Source organism: Streptomyces sp. NPDC017943, assembly GCF_044328425.1.
GTDB classification, from domain to species: domain Bacteria; phylum Actinomycetota; class Actinomycetes; order Streptomycetales; family Streptomycetaceae; genus Streptomyces; species Streptomyces djakartensis_A.
Genome location: NZ_JBIRHH010000007.1, coordinates 371324 through 397999, shown reverse-complemented (window position 1 = coordinate 397999; position 26676 = coordinate 371324). Strand labels below are relative to the sequence as shown.

Sequence of the window (26676 nt, the reverse complement as noted above, 5' to 3'; positions counted from 1 at the left end):
GCGTCTCGCGGACGCGGCTGAACGCACGCCCGAATCCGTGCCCCGGTGACCTGTCCGGCCTCCGCCGCGTTGCCCTGGTATGACCCCCATCTCCTCAGCGACCGGGCGTCAGCGCCTCCTGTACGTCCCGCCGCCCGCGCAATCGCTTCGGCCCGTCGCGCCGCGCTACCAGGACCCGCCGATCTTCCGCGAGCTGATGCGGACCTGGGCCGAGGGCGGTCGCACCCTGCCGGGCCGGCACGACCCGGAGTGGATGCGGCTCGCGGCCCCCTGGCGGGGACTCGACCAGTTCAGCGTTCCTCTGGACCCACGAGATGGCGGCCGATGACCATCCGCTGGATCTGGTTGGTGCCCTCGACGATCTGCAGCACCTTGGCCTCGCGCATGTAGCGCTCGGCCGGGAAGTCGGCGGTGTAGCCGTAGCCGCCGAGGATCTGCACGGCGTCGGTGGTGACCCGCATCGCCGTGTCGGTGCAGAACAGCTTGGCCATGGCCGCCTGCCGGGCGAACGGCCGGCCCGCGTCCCTGAGCCGCGCCGCCGCGAGGTAGAGCGCGCGGCCCGCCTCGATCTGCGTCGCCATGTCGGCGAGCATGAAGCGCAGCCCCTGGAAGTCGGCGATCGGCCTGCCGAACTGGCGGCGCCCGGTCGCGTAGGCCGCCGCCTCGTCGAGCGCGGCCTGGGCGACGCCGATGGCGCACGCGGAGATCCCGAGGCGCCCCGAGTCCAGGGACGACAGCGCGATGGCGAAGCCCTGCCCCTCCTCGCCGATGCGCCGGTCGTCGGAGACCCGGACACCGTCGAAGTGCACCTGGGCGGTGGGCGAGCCCTTCATGCCCATCTTCTTCTCGGGCGCCGCCGCGCTCACGCCCTCGGCGTCGCCCGGCACCAGAAAGGCCGTGATCCCGCGCGGGCCCTCCTGGCCGGTGCGGGCCATGACCGTGTAGAAGTCGGCGACACCCCCGTGGGTGATCCAGGCCTTGGTCCCGGTGATCACCCAGTCGTCACCGTCGCGCACGGCCCTGGTGCGCAGGGCCGCCGCGTCCGATCCGGACTGCGGCTCGGACAGGCAGTAGGCGCCCAGCAGACCGCCGCCGAGCATCGCGGGCAGATGCTCGACCTGCTGTTCCTTGGTGCCGTAGGCGGCGAGGGCGTAGGAGGCCAGGGAATGCACGCTGACTCCGAGGCCGACGGTGAGGCGGGCCGCGGCCAGCTCCTCCAGGACCTGGAGGTACACCTCGTAGGGCTGGTCGCCGCCGCCGTACTCCGCGTCGTACGGCAGGCCCAGCAGGCCGGAGCGGGAGAGCAGGGTGAACAGCTCGCGCGGGAAGCGGCCGGCGTCCTCCTCCTCGGCCGCCTTGGGGACGATCTCCTGCGCCGCGATGTCGCGGACGAGTGAGATGAGGTCCCGGGCCTCCTCCGTGGGCAGTGGCCGGTCCACCGGCTGCGGGGCGCGGTCGGGCATGGCGACGCTCTCCTCCCTGTCGGGCACTGGCGGACGGGCCCAAGGGTGGGGGCGGCGCCGCCTGGTCGATCTGGTGCCTGGCCGATGCTTGCAGTCCCGGGTCGCGGACGCTGCTGACCAGCGGCTGTGCGCTGTGAGTATGCCCGATCGGAGGCATCCCGTCACCAGTTAACGACCGCTTACTTCAAGAAAGGGCCGGGCGTCGGCCGCGCGGTGAAATTGGTCCGCACCATTGACCCAACTGGTCTAGTCCTCCTACTGTTTCGCTCCACCGACTCACCGCGTTCATGCCAATGAGCGCGTGTTCCTCTCCCCCACGAGGAGACACGGATGCACACCCCCCACCCCTCCCGCTTCCGGGCGATCGTGTCCGCGGCCTGTTGCGCCGTCCTGGGCGCCGGTCTGCTGGCCGGCGCGGGCACCTCCGCCACCGCGGCGACCTCGGCTCAGGAGGCCGCCGCCGGCTCGCAGGCCACTCCCCGGGCGGAGGCCGCCGGTTCCAAGGTCCTCGGGTACTTCACCGAATGGGGCACCTACGACCGCAAGTACTACGTCAAGAACATCGAGACGTCCGGCTCGGGCGCCAAGCTCACGCACATCAACTACGCGTTCGGCAACGTCACCGGCGGCAAGTGCGCCATGGGCGACGCCTACGCCGCCACCGACCGGGCCTACACCGCCGCCGAGTCGGTCGACGGCAAGGCGGACACCTGGGACCAGCCGCTGCGCGGCAACTTCAACCAGCTGCGCAAGCTGAAGCAGAAGCACCCGAACCTCAAGGTGCTGTGGTCCTTCGGCGGCTGGACCTGGTCGGCCGGGTTCGGCGAGGCCGCGAAGAACCCCGCCGCCTTCGCCCAGTCCTGCTACGACCTGGTCGAGAACTCCAAGTGGGCCGACGTCTTCGACGGCATCGACATCGACTGGGAGTACCCGAACGCCTGCGGCGCCACCTGCGACACCAGCGGCAAGGCGGCCTTCAGGAACGTGATGCAGGCGCTGCGCGCCAAGTTCGGCTCCAGGAACCTGGTCACCGCGGCGATCACCGCCGACGCCACCCCCGGCGGCAAGATCGACGCCGCCGACTACGCGGGTGCCGCTCAGTACGTCGACTGGTACAACCCGATGACCTACGACTTCTTCGGTGCCTGGGACGCCGCCGGACCGACGGCGCCGCACTCGCCGCTGACCTCGTACGCCGGCATCCCCAAGGCGGACAACCACAGTTCGGCGACCATCGCCAAGCTCAAGGGACTCGGCGTCCCCGCCTCCAAGCTGCTGCTCGGCATCGGCTTCTACGGCCGCGGCTGGACCGGCGTCACCCAGGCGGCTCCCGGCGGCACCGCCACGGGCCCGGCGGCGGGCACGTACGAGCCGGGCATCGAGGACTACAAGGTGCTCAAGACTAAGTGCCCGGCGACGGGGACGGTGGCCGGCACGGCGTACGCCAAGTGCGGCAGCGACTGGTGGAGTTACGACACCCCGGCGACCATCGCGACCAAGATGAATTACAAGAACCAGCAGGGTCTGGGCGGCACGTTCTTCTGGGAGCTGAGCGGCGACACCGCCAACGGTGAGCTGATCAAGGCCATCAAGTAGGGCCGGGGGCAAGGGGCGGAGGGGTCGTGGCGGACCCTCCGCCCCTTGCTCATGCCCCGCGGCGGGCCGGCTGCGGGGCGGGGTGCGCGGAGTCGAGTTCCTCGATCGCGCGCAGGGCACCGCCCAGGGTCTTCACGAGCAGCTCGCGCATGGTCGCGCGGGCCAGTTCGGGCCGGTCGATCCACTCCAGGGTGGCGCCCTCGACGCTGCACACCCAGGCCAGCAGCGCCATGCGGGCCAGCGGACTGATGTCGGCGCGGCCGTAGGCGCCCTCGGCGATCGTCGTCACGACGGACTCGCGCACCCCGTCGCGCAGGGCGTGCACCTCGGTGTCGAAGCCGACGCCGCCGCTGACGATCGTGCGGTAGGCGGCCTGGTTGTGCTCGGCGTAGCGCAGGTAGCTGTCGATGGTGCGCTGGACCCGGTCGACCGGGGGCAGTTCGAGGCCGCCGGCCGCCAGGGTGAGCAACTCGGTGACGGAGTCCTGGATGATGGCCAGGTAGTAGCCGCGTTTGGACTGGAAGTAGTAGTAGATCAGCCCCTTGGCGACGTGCGCCTGGCGGGCGATGTCGTCCATCGACAGGGCGTCGTAGGAGGTGTCGGCGAACAACCTCCGCCCGATGGCGATGAGTTCGGCACGACGGGCCGTCGAGCGCTCGGTCCCGCGGGCTCGCGGGCGCGCGGCGGGCTGGGGGCTGATGTTCACGGTCGACCCTGGTCTCACGGGCGGGGGTGGGACCTCCGCAGTATGGCAGGCCCCACACGCCCTCCGTGGGTCAGGTCACAGCAGGCCGAGCTGGGTCACGAGCATCGCGACGACCACGACCAGGGCCCAGCCCATGACATGCTCGACGATCTTCGGTCCGTCCTCCCGCGGGCCGCCGGTGCGGGCGCGCGGGGCGGAGGTGGAGGCGGTGGCGGAGTGCGCGGTCATGGTGTCTCGCTGGTTCGCTGGTGCGGTCGGACATCCCCCCCGAGCTGCGTCCACCTTGCCACCTTGAGCGGCTTTTGCCGCCGAGACCTTGGTCACACGCGGACGCCCACGGCGTTCAGCGCCTTGCGCTGGGCGGTGGTCGGACGCGCCGGGAAGTACAGGTAGCAGACGCCGCCGGTGCCCGAGGCGACCTTGCCCGAGGCGTTGTAGCGCTTGGTCCGCAGCCAGATGTTCTCGAACTCGCGCCGCCGGTAGACGCGCCGCACGGCCTCGTTGCTCTCCGACGCGGGGTCGTTGGCGATCACGTCGCCGTCCGCGGTGAAGCCGATGACCGTCATCAGGTGCCCGGCGGTGCCGTACCCGGCCCCGGTCAGCTCCTCCTTCAGGAAGGACTGTGACGTCATGGCCGGGACCCCGGCCGCGATCAGGGTCTCCAGGTCGGTCAGCGAGACGAGCCGTGTGACGAGGCCCCGGAGGTCCTTGAACGTGGCGGCGTAGGCGGCGTTGAAGGGCCAGTTGCCGCAGCCCGCGTACTGGTGGTCGTAGGTGTACCTGGCCGCGTGGCAGACCTGCGGATCGGCGAAGGACGGGTCCACCCACGCCAGTTGGGCCGGGGTGAGCCGGCCGCCCCAGTACTCGATGATCATCTGCGAGGACGTGGGGCTGCACCAGGCCTCGCCGCCGTTGTCGTACTCCGGGTACTGGCCCTTGTGGATCTCCTGCGAGTACCGGGGGACGGCCAGCTCCCTCGCGAGCCCGGGCGTGGAGGCCGGGACGGTGAACCGGTCGGGCACGTCGGAGCCCATGGTGGCGAGCCGCCACACGGTGGGCGTGGCCGTGCCGCCCGGCTTGCGGTACAGGGTCAGGCGGAGCCGGTAGGCGGTCAGGCGCAGGCCCGTGGACGGGTCGTCGACGGCCAGGGTGTCGGTCCAGACGGTGCTGCGGCCGTCGCTCTGGTCGTCGACCGAGGTGCGCCGGATGTCCCGGTCGCCGGCGGCCCAGCGGCCCATCACGTACCAGGGGGTGCTGGTGCCGTCGGAGTAGGTGCCCTTGAGCTCGGCCTGGATCCAGGTGCCGGCCGGGGTGCGGGCGTTCCAGGAGACGATCGCCTCGGTCGCGGGGACGGTGAGCCGGTGTGTGGGCGAGGTCCAGGTGCCGTACTCCCAGCGGGCGGTGACGCCCGTGTGCGGGTCGGTGTAGGAGGTGGTCCCGGCCGGCTTCGCGATCTCCACGCCGGGGTGGGTGCCCGCGACGGCCCGGGTGCCCTTGGCCGTGCCGCTGCTCCAGTCCCGGTGGGAGAACCAGGCCCGGTTGTCGACGGTGCCCGGGACCGCCCGGGTGGGTTCGGCTGTGTCGGTCGTCATGCCGTTCTCGGGGTCGGCGGACGCCGGGCCCGTGCTCGCCGCGACGGCGGCGGCGACCGCGGCGGCCAGGACGGTCCTGCGGGACGGATGTTCGGCTCTGCTCATGGCGGGGACCCCCGGATGTCGGAGTCGGGCAGGAGAGGGCAGGTCCGTGGCACGGTCGGTGAACACACGTGTGTGGGCCACATAGGAGCACAGCACGCCGGACACTGCCAGCACTTCGACGCGCGCCGCGCCCACCAATATTGGCGTCGACCAGTGGCGCCCGCCCCGGACCGCGTCGCTAGAGTGCTGCGCGAGATGAACGCCTCCTCCCGCCCCGCGCCCGGGCCCGAAGTCCGGCACCTGGCCGCCCGGATCGCCCGCCTGTCCCCCTCCTGCGGCCCGGTCCGGCTGGTCGGCGTCGACGGGCACGCCGGCTCCGGGAAGACCACGTTCGCCGGGCACGTGGCGGCGGCCCTCGGCGGGGCCCCGGTCCTGCGCCTGGACGACATCGCCAGCCACGAGGAGCTGTTCGCCTGGACGGAGCGCCTGCACCGGCAGGTGATCGAGCCGCTCGCCCAGGGCCGGACCGCCCACTACGCCCCCTACGACTGGCGGGCCCGCCGCTTCGGGCCGGTGCGCCCCCTGCCCCCGGCACCGGTGGTGCTCCTGGAGGGCGTCGGCGCGGGACGCCGTGCCGTGCGGCCGCATCTGGCGCTGCTGCTGTGGATGGACGTGCCGCGCGAGGAGGCCTGGGCCCGGGGACGCTCGCGGGACGGGGAGGAGCAGCGCGCGTTCTGGGACGGGTGGGTCCCGGCGGAGCAGGAGCATTTCGCCCAGGACCCCTCGCGGCCCTTCGCCGACCTCCTGGTGCGCGGGCGGGAGACGGGATACGAGGTACGCAAGGGGCCCGCGGCAAGACCTGGACCGGACCAGTTTTTCACAGAGGGTGACGGACCACCCGCTGTGTGCTGAACTTGTGAAGAGCCTTGCGATGCAACTTCCCGGAGTGCCTCAACTCGGCTTGACCGGGGGGCCGTACAGGTCTTACGTTCTCAATGTGCGGCCCAGCGGGCCGCCCGCAGACGCGAAGCCCCCGGTTGTTCCCCCGTGATCGGGGGCTTCGTTCTGCCCTCTCCCGGTTTCCGGGCCCCCCGCGACGCGTTCGACGCTCACCCTCGGTCACCGTCCGCGCGGCAGGCGCAGCGGCTCCCACCTCGCCGGAAGCGCCCTCGAGGCCCTCTACGGACGCGCGTCCCCCGACGGTACGATGCCCTCGTCGCGACCTGCGGACGGTCGCTTCGCACGGCGCAACTCCGGTCCGTGGCACAGGGGTTCGAGTGGGCAGCCGGCCGGGGGACGGCTCGTTGGCAAACCGACGGGGGCACGGTTCGTGGGGGACGGGATGGACTTCGGCACGCGGGGCCCTCAGGCCCCGGCCGACCTCGCCTGGCTGCGAGGCGTGGACGCCTGCACGATGGGTGCCTATCCGCAGGCCGAGGAGGAGTTCCGCGCCGCCGTGCGCATGGACCCGGGGATGGCCGACGGCTGGCTCGGGCTGCACGCGCTGCGCGTCGACACCTCGACGGCCCTGCTGCGGATGTTCCGCCATCGCGAGCGCTTCGGCGAGCAACGCGCACGCTACCGGCGCGCCCTCAACTCCTGGTACTGGCTCGGCTGGTGGGTGCAGCCGGTGCTGGAGAGCCCGCGCGATCTGCTGCTCGCGCACGCCTCCCACTGGCTGGACGGCCGGCACGTCCCCGAACTGGACCGGGCACTGGCGGGGCTGCCGCCCGTGGACACCGACCACCAGGTCCGCTTCCTGCACGCCTGCCGCGCCTACCTGGTCAAGGACTGGGAGCAGCTGGTCCGTCACACCGACCCGCTCCTGGACGACTCCCTGCTCGGCGTGGAGGCCGGCTTGTTCGGCGGCATGGCGCGGGTCAGGCTGGAGATGTACGGCCAGGCCGAACCGCTGCTGTCCGCCGCGCTGATGCGCTGCCGCAGCGAGCAGCCGCAGCGCAAGGAACTGCGCTACTGGCTGGCCCGGGCGCACGAGGGCACCGGCCGCAGCGCCGCCGCACTCCCCCTGTACCGGGCCGTGCACCGCGTGGACCCGGCGTTCATGGACACCTCGGCCCGGCTCGCCGCCATCGCCGAGGGCGACGGATTCGACGAGTCCGCCGACTTCGCGGCGATCACCCTCACCGGCACGGGACAGGACAGCGTGGACGGGCCGGACGGGTTCGACGCGTTCTTCGGCACGGAGGGGCGCGACCTGCGGCTGCCCGACCCCGAGCCGCCCCTGTCCGTGCCCCTGCCGCCGGTGACGGGGCCGTCGGTCCGCGAGCGGACCGGGCCGGCTCCGTCCCTGCCCACCGGCCCCACCGATCCCGCCCTGCTGGAGGAGGCCCTGGCGCAGCTCGAGCGCATGGTGGGTCTGGAGCCGGTCAAGCGCCAGGTCAAGGCGTTGTCCGCGCAGCTCAACATGGCCCGGCTGCGGGCCGGCCAGGGCCTTCCGGTGCAGCCGCCGAAACGCCACTTCGTCTTCTCCGGCCCCTCCGGCACCGGCAAGACCACCGTCGCCCGCATCCTGGGCCGGGTCTTCTACGCCCTCGGACTGCTCGGCGGCGACCACCTGGTGGAGGCGCAGCGCGCGGATCTGGTCGGCGAGTACCTCGGGCAGACGGCCGTGAAGGCCAACGAGCTGATCGACTCCGCCCTCGGCGGGGTGCTCTTCGTCGACGAGGCCTACGCGCTGTCCAACTCGGGCTACGGCAAGGGCGACGCATACGGCGACGAGGCGCTTCAGGTGCTGCTGAAGCGGGCGGAGGACAACCGGGACCACCTGGTGGTGATCCTGGCCGGCTACCCCGAGGGCATGGACCGCCTGCTCGCCGCGAACCCCGGGCTGTCGTCCCGGTTCACCACCCGCGTCGACTTCCCGTCCTACCGGCCGCTGGAACTCACCGAGATCGGCAAGGTGCTCGCGGCGGAGAACGGGGACGTGTGGGACGAGGAGGCCCTCGACGAACTGCGCTCCATCGCCGGGCACGTGGTGGACCAGGGCTGGATCGACGAGCTGGGCAACGGGCGGTTCCTGCGGACGCTGTACGAGAAGAGCTGTGCGTACCGCGACCTGCGGCTGTCGGTGTATCCCGGTGTCCTGGGCCGTGAGGACCTGGCGACCCTGAGGCTGCCGGACCTGATGCAGGCGTACGGGGAGGTGCTGTCCGGGCGAGGGCCGCAGGATCCGCCCGGACCGTGACGGTCCCCGTGCGGCGTCGAGGCCGAGGCCCGACGCCGCACAGGACGCCGGGCGCTAGGTGGCCAGGACCTCCTCGCCCGACCTGGGTTCGGTCAGCCGGACCTCGCGGACCTGGCGGTGTGCGGGGTCGCGCACCTCCCCCACGAGGAGTTCCAGTACGTCCTCCAGGGCGACCAGGCCCAGGACCCTGCCCGACCTGTCGGCCACCTGGGCCAGATGGGTCGCGGCCCGGCGCATCACCGTCAGGGCGTCGTCCAGCGGCAGTTCCGGCCGCAGGGTCGTCATGGGCCGCCACAGCTGCTGCGGCACGGCCCGGTCGGAGTCCTCCAGGTCGAGGACGTCCTTGACGTGCAGATAGCCCATGAAGGCGCCCGTGTCCGCGGCGACCGGGAACCGCGAGTAGCCGGTGCGGGCCGTCAGCTCGACGATGCGGCCGGGCGTGACCGACGGGCTGACCGTGACCAGGGACTCGCGCCTCAGCAGGACGTCCGTCACCGGGCGGGAACCCAGCTCCAGGGCGTCCTCCAGGCGCTCGGCCTCCTCCGGGTCGAGCAGGCCGGCCTGGCCGGCGTCCTCCACCAGCCGGTTGAGCTGCTCGCTGGTGAAGACGGCCTCGACCTCGTCCTTGGGCTCGACGCGGAAGAGCCGCAGGATCCCCTGCGACACCGCGCCGAGGGCGAAGGTGATGGGCTTGCAGAAACGGGCGAACCACACCAGGCCCGGGCTGAGCCACAGGGCGGCCTTCTCGGGGGCCGCCATGGCCAGGTTCTTCGGCACCATCTCGCCGATGACGAGGTGGAAGAAGACCACCGTCGCCAGGGCGATGACGTACCCGAGCGGGTGGATCATCGCGTGCGGCAGGTGGATCCAGGCGAAGACCGGCTCCAGCAGGTGCGCCACCGTCGGTTCGGCGACCGCGCCCAGGGTGAGGGAGCAGATCGTGATGCCGAACTGCGCCGCGGCCATCATCTGCGGCAGCCGCTCCAGGCCGTGCAGGACCTGCCGGGAGCGGGCGGTGCCGAGCGGTTCGATCTGGCTCCGCCGTACGGAGACGAGCGCGAACTCGGCGCCGACGAAGAAGCCGTTGGCGAGCACGAGGAGGCCCGCGAAGGCCAGTTGCAGCACGCTCATCGCACGACCTCCGCCACGGCGACGGGGGCGTGCCTGACCAGCCGCACCCGCTCGGCGCGGTAGTGGCCGACCTGCCGCACGGACAGCCGCCAGCCCGGCAGCTCGGCCTTGTCACCGACGGCCGGGATCCGGCCCAGCAGGTCGGCGATCAGGCCCGCGACCGTCTCGTACGGGCCCTCGGGCACGTCGAGGCCGATGCGCCGCAGGACGTCGACCCGGCAGCTGCCGTCGACATCCCAGGCGGGCCTGCCGTCCTCGGGGGGTGCGGAGGCCAGCTCGGGCAGGTCGTGCCCGTCGTGCTCGTCGCGGACCTCGCCGACGATCTCCTCGACGATGTCCTCCAGCGTGACGACGCCGGCGGTGCCGCCGTACTCGTCGACGACGACCGCGATGGGCTGCTCGCTGCGCAGCCGGGTCAGCAGCGGCCGGACCGGCAGCGTCTCGGGGACGAGCAGCGCGGGGCGGGCGATGCGGCCGACGGGGGTGCGCAGGCGGTCCTGGACGCCGACGGCCAGGGCGTCCTTGAGGTGGACCATGCCGACGACCTCGTCGATCCGTTCCCGGTAGACGGGGAAGCGGGACAGGCCGGTGGCGCGGGTGAGGTTGACGACGTCCTCGGCGGTGGCCGAGGACTGCAGGGCGCTCACCTTCACGCGCGGGGTCATCACGTGCTGCGCGGTCAGCTCGCCCAGGGACAGGGTGCGCACGAACAGGTCGGCGGTGTCCTGCTCCAGGGCTCCGGCCCGGGCCGAGTGGCGGGCCAGGGAGACGAGCTCCCCCGGGGTGCGGGCGGAGGCCAGCTCCTCGGTGGGTTCGATGCCCAGGGCGCGCACGAGCCGGTTGGCGACGGCGTTGAGGCCGGCGATGACCGGGCGGAACAGCCGGGCGAACACATGCTGCGGGCCCGCGACGAACCGCGCGACCTGAAGCGGCCGGGACACCGCCCAGTTCTTGGGCAGGAGTTCGCCGATCACCATCTGCACGGCGGAGGCCAGCAGCATGCCGACGACGACCGTGACACCGGAGACGGCCCCCTCGGGGATGCCGATGGAGGTGAACGGTCCGTGCAGCAGCTCGGCCAGCGCCGGTTCGGCGAGCATGCCGACGACGAGGGAGGTGATGGTGATGCCGAGCTGGGTGCCGGAGAGCTGGAAGGACAGTTCCTTGAGCGATTCGACGACGCGGTGGGCGCGCCGGTCGCCCTCGGCGGCGGCCTTCTCGGCCTCGGGCCGTTCGACCGTGACGAGTCCGAACTCGGCCGCCACGAAGAATCCGTTGGCGAGAATCAGCAGGAACGCGGCTGCCAGGAGCAGCAGAGGGGTGGTCATGATGCCGCCGCCCGGGCACGGTCGCGGACACGGTCCGCGCTAGGTCGGCTGGGGGCGGCGCAGGTACTGCAGGACGATCCGTCCATCGCCGGAGGGAGTCACTCCTCGGTTAGCAGGAGCCCTCTGCGCACCGGTCGGGGCAGCAGGGGCGAAGGCGCGTGGGTCGCGCCTTCGCCACCAGGTTAAACAAGACACGGGCCGGTGCGGCAGTGGCGGCCGGCGTGACAATCATCCGGGTCTGCTCGGGTTCAGCCCCGGAAGGGCTCGCCGTCCGCGGTGGAGCGGGCCTCGACCAGCGCCCGCAGGGCCCGCGCGTCGGCGATGGCGCGCTGCCGGGCCAGGCCCGGCTGGATGCCGAGGGCGGGCAGGCTGGTGCCGTCGCTGAGGTTGAGGAACACCCACGCGTCGCCGGGCCGGAGGGTCACCTGGAGGATCTCGGCCCACTCCAGCCGGCGCTTGTTCGTGAGGTTCACCACGGTGACGCCGTCCTCGTCGGCGACGACCTTGGGCCGCGCCAGGAGCAGCAGGACGGCGTCCAGCAGCAGGGCCGTGACGACGAAGCTGAGCCGCTCGGCGGGGCTGAGCTGCTTCAGCAGCATCGCGACGGCGGTGATCACCACGAAGATCGCCACGGCGGCGGTGAGCAGCACGGCACGGGTGCTGCCCGGCCGGAAGGTGACCGGGAGGGCGGGAAGCTCGGACATGGAGGTACGCCCCTCAGAGACGGCAGGCGTGGATGGCCGTGGTCAGGATGGCCCGGGCGCCGATGTCGTACAGGTCGTCCATGATCCGCTGGGCGTCCTTGGCGGGGACCATGGCCCGGACGGCGACCCAGCCCTCGTTGTGCAGCGGGGAGACGGTCGGCGACTCCAGGCCCGGGGTGAGGGCGACGGCCTTCTCCAGCTGCTCGACGCGGCAGTCGTAGTCCATCATCACGTAGGTCCGGGCGACCAGGACGCCCTGGAGGCGGCGCAGGAACTGCTGGACCTTGGGGTCGTCGGCGTCCGCGCCGGTGCGGCGGATCACCACGGCCTCGGACTGCATGATCGGCTCGCCGGCGATCTCCAGGCCCGCGTTGCGCAGCGAGGTGCCGGTCTCGACGACGTCGGCGATGACCTGGGCGACGCCGAGCTGGATGGCGGTCTCGACGGCGCCGTCGAGGTGGACGACGGAGGCGTCGATGCCGTGCTCGGCGAGGTGGCCGGCGACGATCCCCTCGTAGGAGGTGGCGACGGTCTTGCCGGCCAGGTCGGCCAGGCCGCTCATGGTGCCGGGCTTGGCGGCGTAGTGGAAGGTGGAGCGGGCGAAGCCGAGGGGGAGGATCTCCTCGGCCTGGGCGCCGGAGTCGATCAGCAGGTCCCGGCCGGTGAGGCCGATGTCCAGCTGGCCGGAGGCGACGTAGATCGCGATGTCGCGGGGGCGGAGGTAGAAGAACTCGACGTCGTTGGCCGGGTCGACGATCCGCAGTTCCTTGGACTCGCGGCGCTGCCGGTAGCCGGCCTCATGCAGCATCTCCGCCGCAGGTCCTGAGAGGGAACCCTTGTTGGGGACGGCGATGCGCAGCATGAGGTCGGCTTCCTTCGTGTGGGGTCGGGCGGGGACGGGTGCGGCTTACAGGTGGGCGTAGACGTCGTCGAGGCTGATGCCGCGGGCGACCATCATCACCTGGACGTGGTACAGCAGCTGCGAGATCTCCTCGGCGGCCGCCTCCTTGCCCTCGTACTCGGCGGCCATCCACACCTCGGCGGCCTCTTCGACGACCTTCTTGCCGATGGCGTGGACGCCCTTCCCGACGAGCTCGGCGGTGCGGGAGGAGGCGGGGTCGCCGTGGGCGGCCTTGTGCTGGAGCTCGGTGAACAGCTCCTCGAACGTCTTCTTGGACATGGTGACGCTCAGCCTATGCCACAGGTGCCCTTCGTCAGCGCCAGGGTTCGGATACTGAACGCAGGGTGGCCGCGGTGGCCACCGCGGCCGTGACCGCCTCGTGCCCCTTGTCCTCGCTGGAGCCCTCGATCCCGGCGCGGTCCAGGGCCTGCTCCTCGGTGTCGCAGGTGAGCACGCCGAAGCCGACGGGGACGCCGGTGTCGACGGACACCTGGGTGAGGCCCTGCGTCACGCCCTGGCACACGAAATCGAAGTGGGGGGTGCCGCCGCGGATGACGACGCCGAGGGCGACGATCGCGTCGTAACCGCGGCCCGCGAGGACCTTGGCGACGACCGGGAGCTCCCAGCTGCCGGGGACCCTGAGCAGGGTCGGTTCGTCGATGCCCAAGTCGTGCAGGGCGCGCAGGGCGCCGTCGACCAGACCGTCCATCACCTTCTCGTGCCACTGCGCCGCGACGACGGCGACCCGCAGGTCCCCCACGTTGCGTACGGACAGTTCCGGTGCACCCTTGCCGCTCACGTCTCTCCCTGTGTGCTCTGTTACTGGTTGCCGCAGGCCGGCACGGTGGTCGTGTCGAGCCAGGGCAGGTCGTGGCCCATCCGGTCCCGCTTGGTGCGCAGGTAGCGGAGGTTGTGCTCACCGGCGCTGACCGGCATCGGCACGCGCGCCCTGACGACGATGCCGTGCCGGGTGAGCGCGTCGGTCTTGTCCGGGTTGTTGGTCAGCAGCCGGACGCTGCGCACGCCGAGGTCGGCGAGGATCCGCGCGCCCGCGCCGTAGTCCCGCGCGTCGGCGGGCAGACCGAGTTCGAGGTTGGCGTCGAGGGTGTCGCGGCCGCGCTCCTGCAGCTCGTAGGCGCGCAGCTTGGACATCAGGCCGATGCCGCGGCCCTCGTGTCCGCGCAGGTAGACCACCACTCCGCGGCCCTCGTCCTGGATGCGGGCCAGGGAGGCGTCGAGCTGGGGGCCGCAGTCGCAGCGGGCCGAGCCGAAGACGTCGCCGGTGAGGCACTCGGAGTGGACGCGGACGAGGACGTCCTGGCCGTCGCCGATCTCGCCGTGCACCAGGGCGACGTGCTCGACGCCGTCCGCCGTGGAGCGGTAGCCGTGCGCCGTGAAGGTGCCGTGGGCGGTGGGCAGCCGGGTGGTGGCCTCGCGGCGGACGGTGGGCTCGCTGTCGCGGCGGTAGGCGATCAGGTCCTCGATGGAGATGATCGTCAGGCCGTGCTTGCGGGCGAAGGGGACCAGTTCGGGAAGGCGCAGCATGCGGCCGTCCTCGCCGGCGATCTCGACGATGGCGCCGGCCGGGCGCAGTCCCGCGAGGCGGGCCAGGTCGACGGCGGCCTCGGTGTGGCCGTTGCGGGTGAGGACGCCGCCGGGCCGGGCGCGCAGCGGGAAGATGTGGCCGGGGCGGACGAAGTCGCCGGGGCCGGACACGCCGTCGGCGAGCAGCCGGAGGGTGGTGGCGCGGTCGGCGGCGGAGATGCCGGTGCTCACGCCGTGGGCGGCGGACGCGTCGACGGAGACCGTGAACGCGGTCTTCATCGACTCGGTGTTGTCCTCGACCATCTGCGGGAGTTGGAGCCGGTCCAGTTCGTCGCCCTCCATGGGGGCGCAGATCAGGCCGCGGCACTCGCTCATCATGAAGGCGACGATCTCGGGGGTCGCCTTCTCGGCCGCGATGACGAGGTCGCCCTCGTTCTCCCGGTCCTCGTCGTCGACGACCACGACGGGGCGGCCCGCGGCGATGTCGGCCACGGCCTGCTCGACGGGGTCGAGCGCGAGGTCCTCGAACTCGCCGTCGGCGCTGTACAGGATCGGTGCCGTGCTCATGCCGGCGCTCCTTCCAGGGTGGGCCGCGCGGCCTGACGCGAGCGCAGCCACCAGTCGCGCATGCCCCACAGGACGAGCGCGCCGTAGATGACGTAGACGAAGCCGGAGAAGGCATAGCCGTTGGCGAAGTTGAGGGGCACGCCGACGAGGTCGACGAGCAGCCAGGCGAACCAGAACTCGACCATGCCGCGTGCCTGGGCGTACATGGCGACGACGGTGCCGACGAAGATGTAGGCGTCCGGCCAGGGGTCCCACGACAGGGTCGGGTACGCGGTGAACAGCAGCGCCACCGCGACGGTGCCGGCGGCGGCCGCCGCGGCCATCGCGCCGCGCTCGCGCCAGGTGGCGAACCGTACGGCGATGTGGCCGTCCTCGCCCTGTCCCCTGCCGCGCTGCCACTGCCACCAGCCGTACAGGGCGACGATCATGACGACCGCCTGCTTGCCCGCGCTTCCGGTGAGGTGGCCGAAGAACGCGCCGAAGAGGATGAGGCCGGCCAGGAACTGCACGGGCCAGGTCCAGAGGGAGCGCCGCCAGCCGAGGGCGAGGGCCGCGAGGCCGAAGAGGTTGCCGATCATGTCGGACCAGAGGATGTGCTGGCCGAGGAGGGCGAACGCCTCGGTGTTCAGGGTGTTCACGCGGCTGCCCCCCGGGCGCGGTCGCCGAGCATCCGCTCGACGTACTTGGCGATGACGTCGACCTCGAGGTTGACCGGGTCGCCGGGCTGCTTGTGGCCGAGCGTGGTCAGGTCGAGGGTGGTCGGGATGAGGCTGACCGTGAAGTGGTCGGGGGCGGCGTCGACGACGGTGAGGCTGATGCCGTCGACGGTGATGGAGCCCTTCTCGACGACGTACCGGGTGAGGTCGGCGGGCAGGGAGATCTTCACGATCTCCCAGTTCTCCGAGGGCCTGCGCTCCAGGATCTCGCCGGTGCCGTCGACGTGGCCCTGCACGATGTGGCCTCCGAGGCGGTCCCCGACGGCCATGGGGCGTTCGAGGTTGACGCGGGAACCGGGCCGCAGGGCCCCGAGGCTGGAGCGGTTCAGGGTCTCGGCCATGACGTCGGCCGTGAACTCGTCGCCCTCGTGGTCGACGACCGTGAGGCAGACGCCGTTGACGGCGATGGAGTCCCCGTGCTTGGCGCCTTGGGTGACGAGGGGGCCGCGCAGGCGGAAGCGACAGGCGTCGTCGAGGGTCTCGACGGCGGTGACCTCGCCCAGCTCTTCGACGATTCCGGTGAACACTTCCCGGGTCCTCCTGCCTCTTCGGGCACGGACTCCGGGGCTGTCGATGACGACAGATGACACGAACGAACACCGGGGACGACGCCGGACGGAGTCCGCCCTCAGGACGGACTGCTCGGGCGGCGCGCACGGATGCCCGCTCGCCGCGCACTGCCTCCCATCCGGACTTTAACCGTCGGTCCAGGAATTTCACCTGGTCAACCGGTCGCTGGAAGCGATCGGGTCGCGGACTGTAACCGCCGGTTCGGACTTTCACCGACCCCGGAGTGCGCTGCTGTTGATACAGGGCCAGTGTGCCACGCCCGATCGGCGTCCAGAGGGGTGAGGGGTGTGGGCTGCCTCACAGAGCGTGCCGGCCCTCTTCCCTGGCGCGACGGGCGCCGCAACTCCCGCGCCGCTCAGGGCTCTTGACGGGCCCGCCGACCCGCACCTATTGACGCAATGGTCTAGTCCTTTCTAGGGTCGTCGCAGGGTCGGCACTCCCCCACGAACCGGCCCGGCGGCGGTGACGACGGCCCTTGCCCGCCGTCGGGCCTTCCCAAGCCCTCTCGCGGACCCGTAGGTCACCGCCGAGGGGTGAACAGTTCCTCCTGGGCGCGGTCGCGGGCCGTCAGCAGGGCGCCGCGGAGGACCGCGGCGCCGCCCAGCGTGGTGGGCCGGACCTCCGTCCGCAGCGGCGTCATTCGGGCGAGCCGGTTCTGCACGCGGGCGGCGAGCGCCTCACCGCCGGCCTGGCCGATCTCACCGCCCAGCACCACGCAGCCGGGGTCCAGGACCGCCACGACCGAGGCGGCTCCGACGGCGATCCGGTCGGCCAGGGCGTCGAGGAACCGCGCGGAGGCGGCCGGACCCGACCGCTTCCCCGTGACCGCGCCCCCGGCCTCGGCCCCCTCGTGCCGTACGTCCTCCACCGCCGCGCGCACCAGGTCCGCCGCGGTCCGCGCCATCTCCGCGGACGGCTCCTTCCGCTCCGGCCCGGGCGGCACCCCCTGCTCCGCCGCCAGCCGCACCACCGCCGCCGACGAGGCCAGGGAGTGGAAGCCGCCCTCGCAGTCGGTCGACGACGGCAGGGCGTCGGTGCCCGGCACCGGGAGGAAGCCGATCTCACCGGTGCCGCCGGAGGCACCGCGGCGCAGGGCTCCGTCGAGGACGACGGCCGCACCCGTCCCGTGGCCCAGCCAGAGCAGCACGAAGGTGTCCCGGTCCCGGGCGGCGCCGTCGCGCTGCTCGGCCAGGGCCGCGAGGTTGGTCTCGTTCTCCACGCTGACGCGGGTCTCGGGCAGCCGCTCCTGGAGGGCGGCGGCCAGGCGGCGGTGCCACGCCGGCAACCCGGTGGAATCGCGCAGTTCGCCACTGGCCGGGTCGATCAGACCGGGCGCGCCGATCCCGACGGTGTGCAGACGCTCCGCCCCGGCCTCCTTCACCACGCGCTCCACGAGCGAGACGGCCTGCTCCACGGCGGGCCCCGTCCCCGTGTCGCCCCCGATGGGCACCGCGGCCTCGGCCAGGACCCGCCCGAGCAGGTCCGCGACCGTCACGGCGACGCCCCCGGTGCGGACGTCGAGCGCGGCCAGGTGGGCCCGGTCGGCGACGATGCCGTAGACCCTGGCGTTGGGCCCGCGGCGCTGCTCCCCCGCCTCGCCCACGACCGAGATCAGCCCGGCGGCGGTGAGGCGTTCGACGAGGTCGGCGACGGTCGGCCGGGACAGGCCGGTCAGCTGCTTCAACTGCCCTGCCGTCAACGGGCCTTCCTGCTGCAGCAGGCGCAGCGCGAGCCGGTCGTTGATGGCCCGGGCGGTGCTCGGGGATGCGGGCATGCCGGGGATCCTCCCAGATCGGCGGCGCCCGTCGGCCGGGTGCGCCGGAGACCCTCTTATTATCAGGCAGGGTTCCTGATAGTTTACGCCTCCACGACACGAGCACGGCAGCGAGCCGGAGGGGGACCGCAGAATGGGCAACGTGGTCGACGAACTGCGCGAGGTGAAGCGGTCCCGGTACGCCGTGGCCGCGGTCTTCGCCGTGCACGGCGCCGTCACCGGTTCGTTCGCCACCCGCGTGCCGTGGATCCAGGACCACGCCGGGGTGAGCGCCGGGCAGCTGGGCATCGCGCTCGCCTTCCCCGCGCTGGGCGCCTCGGTCGCGATGCCGCTGGCGGGCAGCATCAGTCACCGCTTCGGCGCCCGCAACGCGCTGCGCGGGCTGATCGCCCTGTGGACGATGGCGCTGGTCCTGCCGTCCCTCGCCCCGAACCTGCTGACGCTGTGTCTGGCCCTGTTCGTGTACGGCGCCACGGCGGGCATGGCCGACGTGGCGATGAACGCGCTGGGCGTCGAGGTCGAGAACCGTCTCGGCCGGTCCATCATGTCCGGCCTGCACGGCATGTGGAGCGCGGGTGCCCTGGTGGGTTCGGCGGCCGGCACGCTGGCCGCGCACCTCGGTTCGGACGCCCGGCTGCACCACGTCCTGGCCGCCGCGGTCCTCACCGCCGCCGGTGTGCTGTCCTGCCAGTGGGTGCTCGACCTCCAGCCCGCCGAGGACGAGGAGCCGCCGCCGCGGTTCGCCCTGCCGCCCCGTTCCGCCCTGCTCATCGGCGCGATCGGCTTCTGCGCGGTGTTCGCCGAGGGCGCGAGCCTGGACTGGTCGGCGGTGTACCTGCGGGAGCAGCTGGAGACCTCGGCCGGCCTGGCCGCCGCGTGCACCACGGGCTTCACGCTCACCATGGCGGTGGCCCGCATCGCCGGCGACAAGGTCGTGGACCGCTTCGGGGCCGTGCGGACCGTGCGGGCGAGCGGTGTGTTCGCCGTGCTGGGCGGGCTGCTGATCGTGGTGGCCGACCACCCGGCGGTGGCGATGGGCGGGTTCGCGCTGATGGGGCTGGGCATCGCCGTCGTCGTGCCGCTGTGCTTCGCGGCGGCGGGCCGCAGCGGCTCCAACCCGAGCCTGGCCATCGCCGGCGTCGCGACCATCACGTACACCTCGGGGCTCATCGCACCGAGCGCGATCGGCATGCTGGCCCAGGCGACCAGCTTGATGGTGTCGTTCTGCCTGGTGACGGCGCTGTCGTGCGGCCTGGTGGCGTTCGCGGGGGTGCTGCGCCCCGGTGAGCGGACCAAGGTCGGACGGCGGGAGACGGCAGTGCCGGACCCGCGCCCCTGACCCGGCGGGCCTGCACGGCACGGCCCCACCGGGTCAAGCCGGCCGCAGGCGCCCACCGGCCGGTACCGGCACGGACCGCCCCTGTCAGCCCCGGTCACGACCGCTCCCCGCGCACCCCGACAATGGTCCGGACACTCGCACGCACGACGAAAGCGAAACCGCACCATGGATCTCGGCGTCCGCTGGAAAGTTCACGGCGACGGCAAAGTACCGGCGCCCGGCGCCGTGGTCCGCCCCGACGAGCGGCTCTCCTGGCCCCGCACGGCCGGGCTGGGCGCCCAGCACGTGGTGGCCATGTTCGGGGCGTCGTTCGTGGCCCCGGTCCTGATGGGCCTGGACCCCAACCTCGCGATCATGATGTCGGGCGTCGCGACCGCGGTGTTCCTGCTGGCCACCCGCGGCCGGGTGCCCAGCTACCTCGGGTGCTCGCTGTCCTTCGTCGGTGTGGCGGCCGTGATCCGCGCGCAGGGCGGCAGCAGCGCCACCGTCACCGGCGCGGTCTTCGTGGTGGGCGGCGCGCTGTTCCTGGTGGGCCTCGCCGTGCGGAGGTTCGGTGCGCGCATCATCCACGTGGCGATGCCGCCCATCGTCACGGGCGCGGTGGTCATGCTGATCGGCTTCAACCTGGCCCCGGTGACCGCGTCGACGTACTGGCCGCAGGACCAGTGGACGGCGCTGCTGGTCATGCTGTTCACCGGCCTCGCGGTCGTCTGTCTGCGCGGCTTCTGGTCCCGCATCGCGATCTTCCTCGGGCTGGTCTTCGGATACGCCGTCTCCTGGGTCTTCGACCTGGTCTTCGGGAAGATCCACTCGGCGGACGGCAGCGGCAAGGTCACCGACCACTGGCGGCTGGACCTGTCCGGCGTGGGCCAGGCCGACTGGATCGGGCTGCCGACGCTGCACGGACCGTCCTTCGAGTGGTCGGCGATCCTGGTCGCGCTGCCGGTCGTCATCGCCCTGGTCGCCGAGAACGCCGGGCACGTGAAGGCGGTCGGCGAGATGACCGGCGACTCGCTGGACGACAAGCTGGGCACGGCGATCGCGGCCGACGGCGTCGGCTCGATGCTGTCGACCGCGGTCGGCGGCCCGCCCACCACCACCTACTCCGAGAACATCGGTGTGATGGCCGCGACCCGCGTCTACTCGACGGCCGCGTACTGGGCCGCCGCCGGCTTCGCCCTGCTGTTCGGCCTGTGCCCCAAGTTCGGCGCGGTCGTGGCGGCGATCCCGGGCGGGGTGCTGGGGGGCATCACCGTCATCCTGTACGGCATGATCGGCCTGCTCGGCGCGCAGATCTGGATCAACGCCGAGGTGGATCTGCGCAATCCGCTGAACCTCGTCCCGGCGGCGGCGGGCATCATCATCGGCGTCGGCAACGTGTCGCTGAAGTTCACGGACACGTTCTCGCTGAGCGGCATCGCGCTCGGCACCCTCGTGGTGATCACCGGCTACCACGCCCTGCGGGCCTTCGCCCCGGCCCACCTCAAGACGCAGCCGCCCCTGCTCGACGAGGGCACGTCCTCCTACGGCGACGCCAAGTCCTAGACCGCCGAGGTCGCGTGGCGCCCGGCCGCGTTCCCCCGTTTCGGGGAAGCGCCGGGCCCGCCGGTACTGCCGCCGGCCCGGAGCTGGGACTCTGCCCGCATGCCGCGATGCGAACCACTCCCCCCAGCCGTGGACACCCCGGTCGACGCCGTCATCCACCGGATGCGCGCCCTCGACGCGGCCCTGCACCCGCGCGACGGCGTGGCGGTCTTCAACCGCGTCTACCTCGCCGTGACGCAGGAGGTCGACCGCCACGTCGAGGCCGGACGGTTCACCGACCCGCACGCGGCGGTCACGCTGGACGTGCGGTTCGCGCGGCGCTACCTCGACGCCGTCGAGGCGGCCCTGGACGAGCGGCGCCCACCGGCCTGCTGGCGGCCGCTGTTCCAGTTCCGCCGCCATCCCGGGGTGCGGCCGCTGCAGTTCGCGCTGGCGGGCATCAACGCGCACATCGGCCACGACCTCGCGCTGGCCGTCGTGGACACCTGCCGTGCGCTCGGCTGCGCCCCGGCCGAGCTGGAGGACGAGTTCGAGGCGGTGGGCGATCTTCTCGTCTCGCTGGAGGAGCGCATCCGCGAGGACCTGATGCCGGGCCCCGACCTCCTCCAGATCGCCGACCCGCTGACGCACCTGCTCGGCTCCTGGAGCCTGGACCGTGCGCGGGACGCCACCTGGACGGCGGCCCGCGCCCTGTGGGCCCTGCGTGGACTCCCCGACGTGGCCGGGGAGTTCACCGAACGCCTGGACACGGCGGTGGGCTTCGCGGGGCGCATGCTGCTCACGCCCCTCGACCTGCCCGCGCGGTGGTGCTAGTCCTCCGGCAGTTCCACGGGCGCGATCTCGTCGTAGAGGTCGCCGGGGCCCGGGTTGGTCGGGTCGGTCTCGCCGCCGAAGTGGTGCATGACGCCCCAGACCGCGTTGAGGGCGGTCTGGATCGCGCCCTCGGCCCAGCCGGCCGTCCAGGAGATGTCGTCGCCGGCGAGGAAGATGCCGCGCTTGTCCTCGGGCAGCCGGTCCTGCATGAAGTGCGTGAACAGGCGCCGCTGGTAGCGGTAGTGGCCGGGCAGGTTGGCCTTGAACGCGCCCATGAAGTAGGGCTCGTTCTCCCAGGAGACCGTCACCGGGTTGCCGATGATGTGCTTCCTGATGTCGACCTTGGGATAGATCTCGCCGAGGGACTTCAGCATGACCTCCATCCGCTCGTTCGCGGACAGCGGCAGCCACTTCAGGCTGTCGTCGCACCAGGTGTACGACAGGCAGATGACGGCGGGCTTGTCGGGGCCGTCGTCCAGCAGGTAGGTGCCGCGGGTCATGCGGTCGGTGAGCGTCATCGACATGACGTCCCGGCCGGTCTCCTCGTCCTTGTCCAGCCAGAACGGGCGGTCCACCGGCACGAACAGCTTGGAGCTCTCCATGTAGTGGGTGCGCTCGATCGCGGTCCAGTGGTCGATCGGGAAGAGCGAGTCGTCGCACTGGATCTTCGACAGCAGCATCCAGGACTGGGCGGTGAAGATCGCCGCCTGGTAGGTGCGGATGTCGCCGCGGGCGTCCGTCACCGTGATCCGGTTGCCGGCCGTGCGGTGCAGCCGGGTGACGGCCGGGCGCGGCTCGCCGCCCTCGTGCAGGGTCGCCAGCGAGGTGCCGAGCGGCCAGTGGACGATCTTCTGCGGCTCGCGCTCCCACAGGCGCAGCGGCAGCTGCTGGGAGCCGCCCACGATGCCGCGGTGGTGGTCGTCGGCCTCGGTGTAGACGACGCGCAGGATCTCCAGGATGGAGTTGGGGAAGTCGGTGTCCCAGCCGCCCGTTCCGAAGCCGACCTGGCCGAAGATCTCCCGGTGCCGGAAGGACTTGAACGCCTCGGAGTCGCACAGGAAGCCGTAGAAGGTCTGGTTGTCGAGCTTCTCGACGAGCTGGGACCAGATCTCGCGGATGCGCGGCACGTCCCGCTCGCGCAGGGCGCGGTTCATGTCGGAGAAGTCGGCGCCCTCCTCCAGGCACCGGCCCCAGGCCTCGGCGACGTCCCGGTAGACCTGCGGCAGGTCGTCGATGGTCTCGGCGTAGTGCGCCTCGCCCTTGAGGTCGACGACGGTCGAGGGGGTCGTCTCGGCCAGCGGGTTGGGGAACGGACGCGTCTGCAGGCCCACGAGGTCGATGTAGTGCTGGAGGGCCGTCGAGGACGGCGGGAAGCGCATGGCGCCCATCTCCGCGGTGAGCGACTCGTCGCACCCCTCGAAGCCGACGGTGCGCAGCCGCCCGCCGATCTGGTCGGCCTCGTACACCACCGGCTTGAGGCCCATCTTCATCAGCTCGTACGCGGCGACGATGCCGGACAGCCCGCCGCCGATGACCGCGACCTCGGTGCCGTGCTCGGTCGCGGGTATCTGCCCGAGTCCGGCCGGGTGGGCGAGGTAGTCGTCGTACGCGTACGGGAAGTCCGGGCCGAACATGGTGATCGGCGGCTGCTGCGCGTCTGCGTGCTCGACGGCGTTGGGCACGGTGGACGTCATGGGGTACGGACTCCTTGCACGGGTACGGACGGGTGGTTCGGGGGGGATCAGACGAGCGGCCGGTACAGGCCGGGCCGCCGGTCGCTCAGATACGGGTTGGCCTCGCGGGAGGCGGCGACGAAGGCGGGGTCGACGTCGGCGAGGACGAGGTCCTCACCGCGGCCGGCCCGGGTGCGGGCGATCCCGTCGGGGCCGGCGAGCGTCGACAGGCCCACGAACTCGAACTCGCCCTCACGGCCGACCCGGTTGACGTACGCGACGTACATCTGGTTCTCGAAGGCCCGCACCGGGATCATCGACTCGGCGACGAACTGGAACGGGTGCATCTGCGCGGTCGGGACGATCAGCAGGTCGGTGCCGGCCAGGGCGTGGGCGCGGACGTTCTCCGGGAACTCCACGTCGTAGCAGATGAGGATGCCGACGCGCACGCCGTCGATCTCGGCCTGGACGACCGGCTGCTCACCGGGCGTGAAGTGGTCGCGCTCGAAGCAGCCGAAGAGGTGGGTCTTGCGGTAGTTGGCGAGCCGGGTGCCGTCGGCGGAGATCAGCTGGGCGGAGTTGAACACCGTGTCGCCGGCCCGCTCGGGGTAGCCGTAGGCGATGGCCAGGCCGTGGTGCGTGGCGATCTCCGCGATCGCGTCCGCGCAGTCGCCGTCGGCGGGTTCGGCGAGCCGGCCGATGTCGTCGCCGATCGCGTAGCCGGTCAGGAACATCTCCGCCGTGACGAGCAGCCCGGCGCCCGCGGCGGCGGCCCGGCCCGCGGCCTCGTCGAGGACCTTGAGGTTCTCGACGGTCGAGCCGGGGCGGCCGGAGCTCTGGAGCAGGGCGGTGCGCATGCGTGTTCCTCACGGGGCGGAGGGGTGGTCGAAGGGCCCACGAGGTCGTTGAAGGGGCCACGTAGACGGTACGGGCGGCTGACCAGGGGGGACAAGAAGGAGCCGTTGCGCGCTGCCGAACGGTTCGTTGCGTGCCTCCGGGGCCGGGCGGCGATTCGTTGCGCGACCCGAGGAGGAGCCCGGGTCGTCCTGGAAGGCGGGGTCCGTCCCGTCCGCCCCGCCGCGCGGCGGAGACGGGGTCCCGCCCCGGGCGCGACGACCTGGCGGGCACGGGCCGGGAGAGTGGAGACCGTCCACACGACCTGCGGAAAGGACCGCAATGAAGCGCCGTACGAAGATCGTCGTGCTCGGTTCCGCACTGCTGCTCACCGCCGGGGCGGCCTCCGCCGCGACGGCCTCCGGCACGCCCCGGCAGCGGGAGGCCGCCGCGCTCACCGGCACCGCCAAGCTGTATCGCTCGGCCGGGGACGACATCACGTTCACGTTCGACGCGCACCTGGCAGCGGCGGACGGGGCCGACCCGACGAAAGCCACCGGAACCTTCACGTTCAGCCACTATCGGGACGGCTCCGGGGCCCGGGCCGAGGTGGAGGTCGACTGCCTGGTGACGGGGGGCAGGGTGGCCGTCGTCTCCGGCGTCGTGACCGAGTCCGACCTGCCGGGCGCCGAGGGCAAACGGGTCGGCGTCACCGTCCACGACCTGGGCCGCCACGACCGGCTCGGCTACAGCTGGGCCGCCACGGGCAGCCCCGCCGAGACGGACGGGCTGCCCAAGTGCGTGAGCTCCGCCCCCTTCGAGAAGGTCAGGAAGGGGACGGGCGACTTCACGGTCGTGCCGTGGCGGCCCGCGCTCTGACCAGCGCCAGGGCGGTGACCAGGTAGGGAATCGCCAGGAGGGCGAAGACGGTGGCGTGCGCAAGCTCCGTGCCGAGCAGCGCGTACACGCCGAACGTGATGACCGTCGCCAGTTCGGTGCCCAGGCCGGCGACGGAGGTGAGCGTGGCCCGGCGCGACTCGTCGATCCGGTGCTGGAGCCGGACGTCGGCGAGCACCTCCGCCAGCTGGAACGCCGCGAAGGCGAGGGCGACCGGCACGATCCCGGCGAGCGACCGGGCCGCGGCGCCCACGGCGAGGGCGAGCGCGCCGATCGCCAGCAGGGCTGCGAGCCCGGCCGTGCCGAGTCGCTCGGCCGGTCCGGTCAGCAGGCTGCCGGCGGTGACGCCCGCCCAGATCAGCATGAGCAGCCAGGGCACGGTGGCGTCGGCAACGCCGATGTCCCGGACCAGCAGGGGGGTGTACTCGTCGAGGGCGCCCCACACCGCGGCCACGGCCGGGACGAGCAGCAGCGCGCCGCGCACCGCGCGGTCCCCGCGGACCCCGGCGAGCCCGGACCGCAGGGTCGCCGCCCAGCCGTTGCCGCCGCCTCCCGGCCGGGACCGGTGCTCCGGGAACCGGGTCGCGGTCAGGGCGGCCAGCAGGCAGGCCAGGACGCTCGCGGCACCGACGGCCGGGTAGCCGCCCCGGGCGAACACGGGCGCCGCGAGGCCGATGGAGGCGACCGTGCCCAGCAGCCGGGCCGCCCGGGCCCGGCCCATGACCCGCGCGTAGGCACCGGCGGCGCCCTGGTGGTCCAGCTCGTCGTAGACCAGCGCCTCCAGGGCGCCGGACCCGAGGGCACCACCGGCCCCCCACAGGACGAAACCGGCGGCGAAGGCCGCGTACGAGGGGACGGCCACCCACAGCGCGAAGCCGAGGGCGGTGAGCAGCGGGCCGATCCACAGCAGTGCGCGGCGCGACACCGCGTCCGCCCAGGCGCCGGAGGGCACTTCCAGCACCACCGAGGTCAGCGACCACAGCGCGAAGAGGGACGAGATCTGCCACAGCGGCAGGCCGGTGTCGGCGAACAGCAGCGCGTACAGCGGGTAGAGCAGGACGAAGTCGTCGAGGAACGCGTAGCCGTACAGCGTGCGCGTCAGCCGGCGGACGCCGGGCGCGCGCGGGGGCGTGAGTGTCATGGGGCCTTCCCGTCAGGACCGATCGGACGCCGGGGGTACGGCGTCCGGGGCGGTCCCCGGGAGGCACGGCAGGTGGATCAATGTCGCCGGTTCATGGCACCCAGGCTAGGCCGGTCGGCCCGCGAGGGGCCACGGGTATTACGTCGGCGACCCGGACGAGAAGCGCCGCAGCAGCGGCGAGAGGACGAGCACGGACTTGGTGCGCTCGACGAACGGCTCGCCGGCGATCCGCTCCAGGACCCGTTCGAAGTGGCGCATGTCGGAGGCGAAGACCTGGGCGATCGCGTCCGCGTCCCCGGTGACCGTCGAGGCGGCCACGACCTCCTGGTAGCGCTCCAGACCGCGCTGGATGGTCTCCGGGGAGGTGTTGCCGCGGCAGTAGATCTCGACGAACCCCTCGGTCTCCCAGCCGAGGGCGCCCGGGTCCACCCGTACGGTGAAGCCGGTGATGGCCCCGGTCGCCCGCAGCCGGTCCACGCGCCGCTTCACGGCGGGCGCGGACAGGCCGACGAGCGAGCCGATGTCGGCGTAGGAGCGGCGGGCGTCCTCGGCGAGGGCGTGCACGATGCGTTCGTCGAGATCGTTCAGCAC

The 26676-nt window shown here is 72.4% G+C and carries 25 protein-coding genes and 1 riboswitch; of the genes, 7 read left to right on the top strand and 18 right to left on the bottom strand.

The annotated features are described in order from the left end of the window. Positions 1-290: 290 nt before the first annotated feature. Entirely contained in the window at positions 291-1463 is a 1173-nt protein-coding gene (locus ACH4C6_RS24685) for an acyl-CoA dehydrogenase family protein (RefSeq protein ID WP_398110751.1), read from the bottom strand. A gap of 330 nt (positions 1464-1793) precedes the next feature. Here ACH4C6_RS24685 and ACH4C6_RS24680 point away from each other — a divergent pair, with 330 nt between their 5' ends. Continuing rightward, on the top strand, positions 1794-3059 hold the full coding sequence (locus ACH4C6_RS24680) for a glycoside hydrolase family 18 protein (RefSeq protein ID WP_398110750.1): 1266 nt from the start codon (positions 1794-1796) through the stop codon (positions 3057-3059). 49 nt (positions 3060-3108) lie between these two features. Here the strand turns inward: ACH4C6_RS24680 and ACH4C6_RS24675 are convergent, their stop codons facing one another. The 3 genes from ACH4C6_RS24675 to ACH4C6_RS24665 all read right to left on the bottom strand — a co-directional run bounded on the left by ACH4C6_RS24675 (position 3109) and on the right by ACH4C6_RS24665 (position 5462). After that, positions 3109-3765 (bottom strand): TetR/AcrR family transcriptional regulator, encoded by a 657-nt coding sequence (locus ACH4C6_RS24675; RefSeq protein ID WP_398110749.1) that lies wholly within the window; start codon positions 3763-3765, stop codon positions 3109-3111. Between the two features lie 75 nt (positions 3766-3840). Continuing rightward, the gene (locus ACH4C6_RS24670) at positions 3841-3993 is read right to left on the bottom strand and encodes an SCO1431 family membrane protein (protein ID WP_398110748.1); all 153 of its coding nucleotides are present in this window, start codon (positions 3991-3993) and stop codon (positions 3841-3843) included. Between the two features lie 92 nt (positions 3994-4085). Beyond that, positions 4086-5462 (bottom strand): peptidase C39 family protein, encoded by a 1377-nt coding sequence (locus tag ACH4C6_RS24665; RefSeq protein WP_398110747.1) that lies wholly within the window; start codon positions 5460-5462, stop codon positions 4086-4088. A gap of 195 nt (positions 5463-5657) precedes the next feature. Between ACH4C6_RS24665 and ACH4C6_RS24660 the strand changes: the two genes are divergently transcribed. Together ACH4C6_RS24660 and ACH4C6_RS24655 are read left to right on the top strand one after the other, a co-directional pair. Further along, positions 5658-6314, top strand: a complete 657-nt coding sequence (locus ACH4C6_RS24660) for a uridine kinase (protein WP_398110802.1) — start codon at positions 5658-5660, stop codon at positions 6312-6314. 430 nt (positions 6315-6744) lie between these two features. Continuing rightward, positions 6745-8607: an AAA family ATPase gene (locus tag ACH4C6_RS24655; protein ID WP_398110746.1), complete on the top strand. Its 1863-nt coding sequence runs from the start codon at positions 6745-6747 to the stop codon at positions 8605-8607. Positions 8608-8661: 54 nt separating this feature from the next. Here ACH4C6_RS24655 and ACH4C6_RS24650 read toward each other — a convergent pair whose 3' ends face one another. The 10 genes from ACH4C6_RS24650 to ACH4C6_RS24605 all read right to left on the bottom strand — a co-directional run bounded on the left by ACH4C6_RS24650 (position 8662) and on the right by ACH4C6_RS24605 (position 17843). Continuing rightward, positions 8662-9738 carry a hemolysin family protein gene (locus ACH4C6_RS24650; RefSeq protein WP_398110745.1) on the bottom strand — a complete coding sequence of 359 codons (1077 nt, stop codon included), beginning with the start codon at positions 9736-9738 and terminating at the stop codon, positions 8662-8664. Next, positions 9735-11066 carry a hemolysin family protein gene (locus ACH4C6_RS24645; RefSeq protein WP_398110744.1) on the bottom strand — a complete coding sequence of 444 codons (1332 nt, stop codon included), beginning with the start codon at positions 11064-11066 and terminating at the stop codon, positions 9735-9737. Before ACH4C6_RS24645 ends, ACH4C6_RS24650 begins: the two co-directional genes overlap by 4 nt. A gap of 248 nt (positions 11067-11314) precedes the next feature. Beyond that, the gene (locus ACH4C6_RS24640) at positions 11315-11770 is read right to left on the bottom strand and encodes a PH domain-containing protein (RefSeq protein ID WP_398110743.1); all 456 of its coding nucleotides are present in this window, start codon (positions 11768-11770) and stop codon (positions 11315-11317) included. 13 nt (positions 11771-11783) lie between these two features. Next, the gene (hisG, locus tag ACH4C6_RS24635; RefSeq protein ID WP_398110742.1) at positions 11784-12632 is read right to left on the bottom strand and encodes an ATP phosphoribosyltransferase; all 849 of its coding nucleotides are present in this window, start codon (positions 12630-12632) and stop codon (positions 11784-11786) included. Between the two features lie 45 nt (positions 12633-12677). After that, positions 12678-12950 carry a phosphoribosyl-ATP diphosphatase gene (locus ACH4C6_RS24630; protein ID WP_028423093.1) on the bottom strand — a complete coding sequence of 91 codons (273 nt, stop codon included), beginning with the start codon at positions 12948-12950 and terminating at the stop codon, positions 12678-12680. A 34-nt stretch (positions 12951-12984) separates the two neighbouring features. Further along, complete coding sequence (gene ribH, locus ACH4C6_RS24625) at positions 12985-13470, bottom strand: 6,7-dimethyl-8-ribityllumazine synthase (RefSeq protein ID WP_398110741.1); 486 nt, start codon at positions 13468-13470, stop codon at positions 12985-12987. Between the two features lie 20 nt (positions 13471-13490). Then, complete coding sequence (locus ACH4C6_RS24620) at positions 13491-14783, bottom strand: bifunctional 3,4-dihydroxy-2-butanone-4-phosphate synthase/GTP cyclohydrolase II (protein WP_398110740.1); 1293 nt, start codon at positions 14781-14783, stop codon at positions 13491-13493. Beyond that, positions 14780-15421, bottom strand: coding sequence for a nicotinamide riboside transporter PnuC (locus ACH4C6_RS24615; RefSeq protein ID WP_398110739.1), 642 nt, complete (start codon positions 15419-15421; stop codon positions 14780-14782). Before ACH4C6_RS24615 ends, ACH4C6_RS24620 begins: the two co-directional genes overlap by 4 nt. Further along, positions 15418-16026: a riboflavin synthase gene (locus ACH4C6_RS24610; protein ID WP_398110738.1), complete on the bottom strand. Its 609-nt coding sequence runs from the start codon at positions 16024-16026 to the stop codon at positions 15418-15420. The genes ACH4C6_RS24615 and ACH4C6_RS24610 overlap by 4 nt, the downstream gene beginning before the upstream one ends. Before the next feature lie 143 nt (positions 16027-16169). Next, positions 16170-16300, bottom strand: a riboswitch (FMN riboswitch). A 289-nt stretch (positions 16301-16589) separates the two neighbouring features. After that, positions 16590-17843, bottom strand: coding sequence for an ROK family transcriptional regulator (locus tag ACH4C6_RS24605; RefSeq protein ID WP_398110737.1), 1254 nt, complete (start codon positions 17841-17843; stop codon positions 16590-16592). A 133-nt stretch (positions 17844-17976) separates the two neighbouring features. Between ACH4C6_RS24605 and ACH4C6_RS24600 the strand changes: the two genes are divergently transcribed. From ACH4C6_RS24600 to ACH4C6_RS24590, 3 genes are all read left to right on the top strand, one after another. Then, positions 17977-19182, top strand: coding sequence for an MFS transporter (locus ACH4C6_RS24600; RefSeq protein ID WP_398110736.1), 1206 nt, complete (start codon positions 17977-17979; stop codon positions 19180-19182). Between the two features lie 165 nt (positions 19183-19347). Continuing rightward, positions 19348-20727, top strand: coding sequence for a uracil-xanthine permease family protein (locus ACH4C6_RS24595; protein WP_398110735.1), 1380 nt, complete (start codon positions 19348-19350; stop codon positions 20725-20727). A 99-nt stretch (positions 20728-20826) separates the two neighbouring features. Next, positions 20827-21540: a DUF5995 family protein gene (locus tag ACH4C6_RS24590; protein WP_398110734.1), complete on the top strand. Its 714-nt coding sequence runs from the start codon at positions 20827-20829 to the stop codon at positions 21538-21540. Here the strand turns inward: ACH4C6_RS24590 and ACH4C6_RS24585 are convergent. Continuing rightward, the gene (locus tag ACH4C6_RS24585; protein WP_398110733.1) at positions 21537-23234 is read right to left on the bottom strand and encodes a flavin monoamine oxidase family protein; all 1698 of its coding nucleotides are present in this window, start codon (positions 23232-23234) and stop codon (positions 21537-21539) included. The two genes, ACH4C6_RS24590 and ACH4C6_RS24585, sit on opposite strands and share 4 nt — an antisense overlap. A gap of 47 nt (positions 23235-23281) precedes the next feature. Beyond that, positions 23282-24070, bottom strand: a complete 789-nt coding sequence (locus tag ACH4C6_RS24580; RefSeq protein ID WP_398110732.1) for a carbon-nitrogen hydrolase family protein — start codon at positions 24068-24070, stop codon at positions 23282-23284. A gap of 319 nt (positions 24071-24389) precedes the next feature. Between ACH4C6_RS24580 and ACH4C6_RS24575 the strand changes: the two genes are divergently transcribed. After that, positions 24390-24926, top strand: coding sequence for a Repetin (locus ACH4C6_RS24575; RefSeq protein WP_398110731.1), 537 nt, complete (start codon positions 24390-24392; stop codon positions 24924-24926). Here the strand turns inward: ACH4C6_RS24575 and ACH4C6_RS24570 are convergent. Then, a complete protein-coding gene (locus ACH4C6_RS24570) occupies positions 24895-26085 on the bottom strand; it encodes an MFS transporter (protein WP_398110730.1) in 1191 nt (396 codons plus the stop codon). The two genes, ACH4C6_RS24575 and ACH4C6_RS24570, sit on opposite strands and share 32 nt — an antisense overlap. A 138-nt stretch (positions 26086-26223) precedes the next feature. Then, complete coding sequence (locus ACH4C6_RS24565) at positions 26224-26676, bottom strand: Lrp/AsnC family transcriptional regulator (protein ID WP_104778814.1); 453 nt, start codon at positions 26674-26676, stop codon at positions 26224-26226.

Excerpts from the sequence above, each read along its gene's own strand:
- ACH4C6_RS24685 (WP_398110751.1), bottom strand. The coding sequence starts at position 1,463 with ATGCCCGACCGCGCCCCGCAGCCGGTGGACCGGCCACTGCCCACGGAG.
- ACH4C6_RS24680 (WP_398110750.1), top strand. The coding sequence starts at position 1,794 with ATGCACACCCCCCACCCCTCCCGCTTCCGGGCGATCGTGTCCGCGGCC.
- ACH4C6_RS24670 (WP_398110748.1), bottom strand. The coding sequence starts at position 3,993 with ATGACCGCGCACTCCGCCACCGCCTCCACCTCCGCCCCGCGCGCCCGC.
- ACH4C6_RS24665 (WP_398110747.1), bottom strand. The coding sequence starts at position 5,462 with ATGAGCAGAGCCGAACATCCGTCCCGCAGGACCGTCCTGGCCGCCGCG.
- ACH4C6_RS24660 (WP_398110802.1), top strand. The coding sequence starts at position 5,658 with ATGAACGCCTCCTCCCGCCCCGCGCCCGGGCCCGAAGTCCGGCACCTG.
- ACH4C6_RS24655 (WP_398110746.1), top strand. The coding sequence starts at position 6,745 with ATGGACTTCGGCACGCGGGGCCCTCAGGCCCCGGCCGACCTCGCCTGG.
- ACH4C6_RS24650 (WP_398110745.1), bottom strand. The coding sequence starts at position 9,738 with ATGAGCGTGCTGCAACTGGCCTTCGCGGGCCTCCTCGTGCTCGCCAAC.
- ACH4C6_RS24645 (WP_398110744.1), bottom strand. The coding sequence starts at position 11,066 with ATGACCACCCCTCTGCTGCTCCTGGCAGCCGCGTTCCTGCTGATTCTC.
- ACH4C6_RS24640 (WP_398110743.1), bottom strand. The coding sequence starts at position 11,770 with ATGTCCGAGCTTCCCGCCCTCCCGGTCACCTTCCGGCCGGGCAGCACC.
- hisG (WP_398110742.1), bottom strand. The coding sequence starts at position 12,632 with ATGCTGCGCATCGCCGTCCCCAACAAGGGTTCCCTCTCAGGACCTGCG.
- ACH4C6_RS24630 (WP_028423093.1), bottom strand. The coding sequence starts at position 12,950 with ATGTCCAAGAAGACGTTCGAGGAGCTGTTCACCGAGCTCCAGCACAAG.
- ACH4C6_RS24620 (WP_398110740.1), bottom strand. The coding sequence starts at position 14,783 with ATGAGCACGGCACCGATCCTGTACAGCGCCGACGGCGAGTTCGAGGAC.
- ACH4C6_RS24605 (WP_398110737.1), bottom strand. The coding sequence starts at position 17,843 with ATGCCCGCATCCCCGAGCACCGCCCGGGCCATCAACGACCGGCTCGCG.
- ACH4C6_RS24600 (WP_398110736.1), top strand. The coding sequence starts at position 17,977 with ATGGGCAACGTGGTCGACGAACTGCGCGAGGTGAAGCGGTCCCGGTAC.
- ACH4C6_RS24595 (WP_398110735.1), top strand. The coding sequence starts at position 19,348 with ATGGATCTCGGCGTCCGCTGGAAAGTTCACGGCGACGGCAAAGTACCG.
- ACH4C6_RS24590 (WP_398110734.1), top strand. The coding sequence starts at position 20,827 with ATGCCGCGATGCGAACCACTCCCCCCAGCCGTGGACACCCCGGTCGAC.
- ACH4C6_RS24585 (WP_398110733.1), bottom strand. The coding sequence starts at position 23,234 with ATGACGTCCACCGTGCCCAACGCCGTCGAGCACGCAGACGCGCAGCAG.
- ACH4C6_RS24580 (WP_398110732.1), bottom strand. The coding sequence starts at position 24,070 with ATGCGCACCGCCCTGCTCCAGAGCTCCGGCCGCCCCGGCTCGACCGTC.
- ACH4C6_RS24575 (WP_398110731.1), top strand. The coding sequence starts at position 24,390 with ATGAAGCGCCGTACGAAGATCGTCGTGCTCGGTTCCGCACTGCTGCTC.
- ACH4C6_RS24570 (WP_398110730.1), bottom strand. The coding sequence starts at position 26,085 with ATGACACTCACGCCCCCGCGCGCGCCCGGCGTCCGCCGGCTGACGCGC.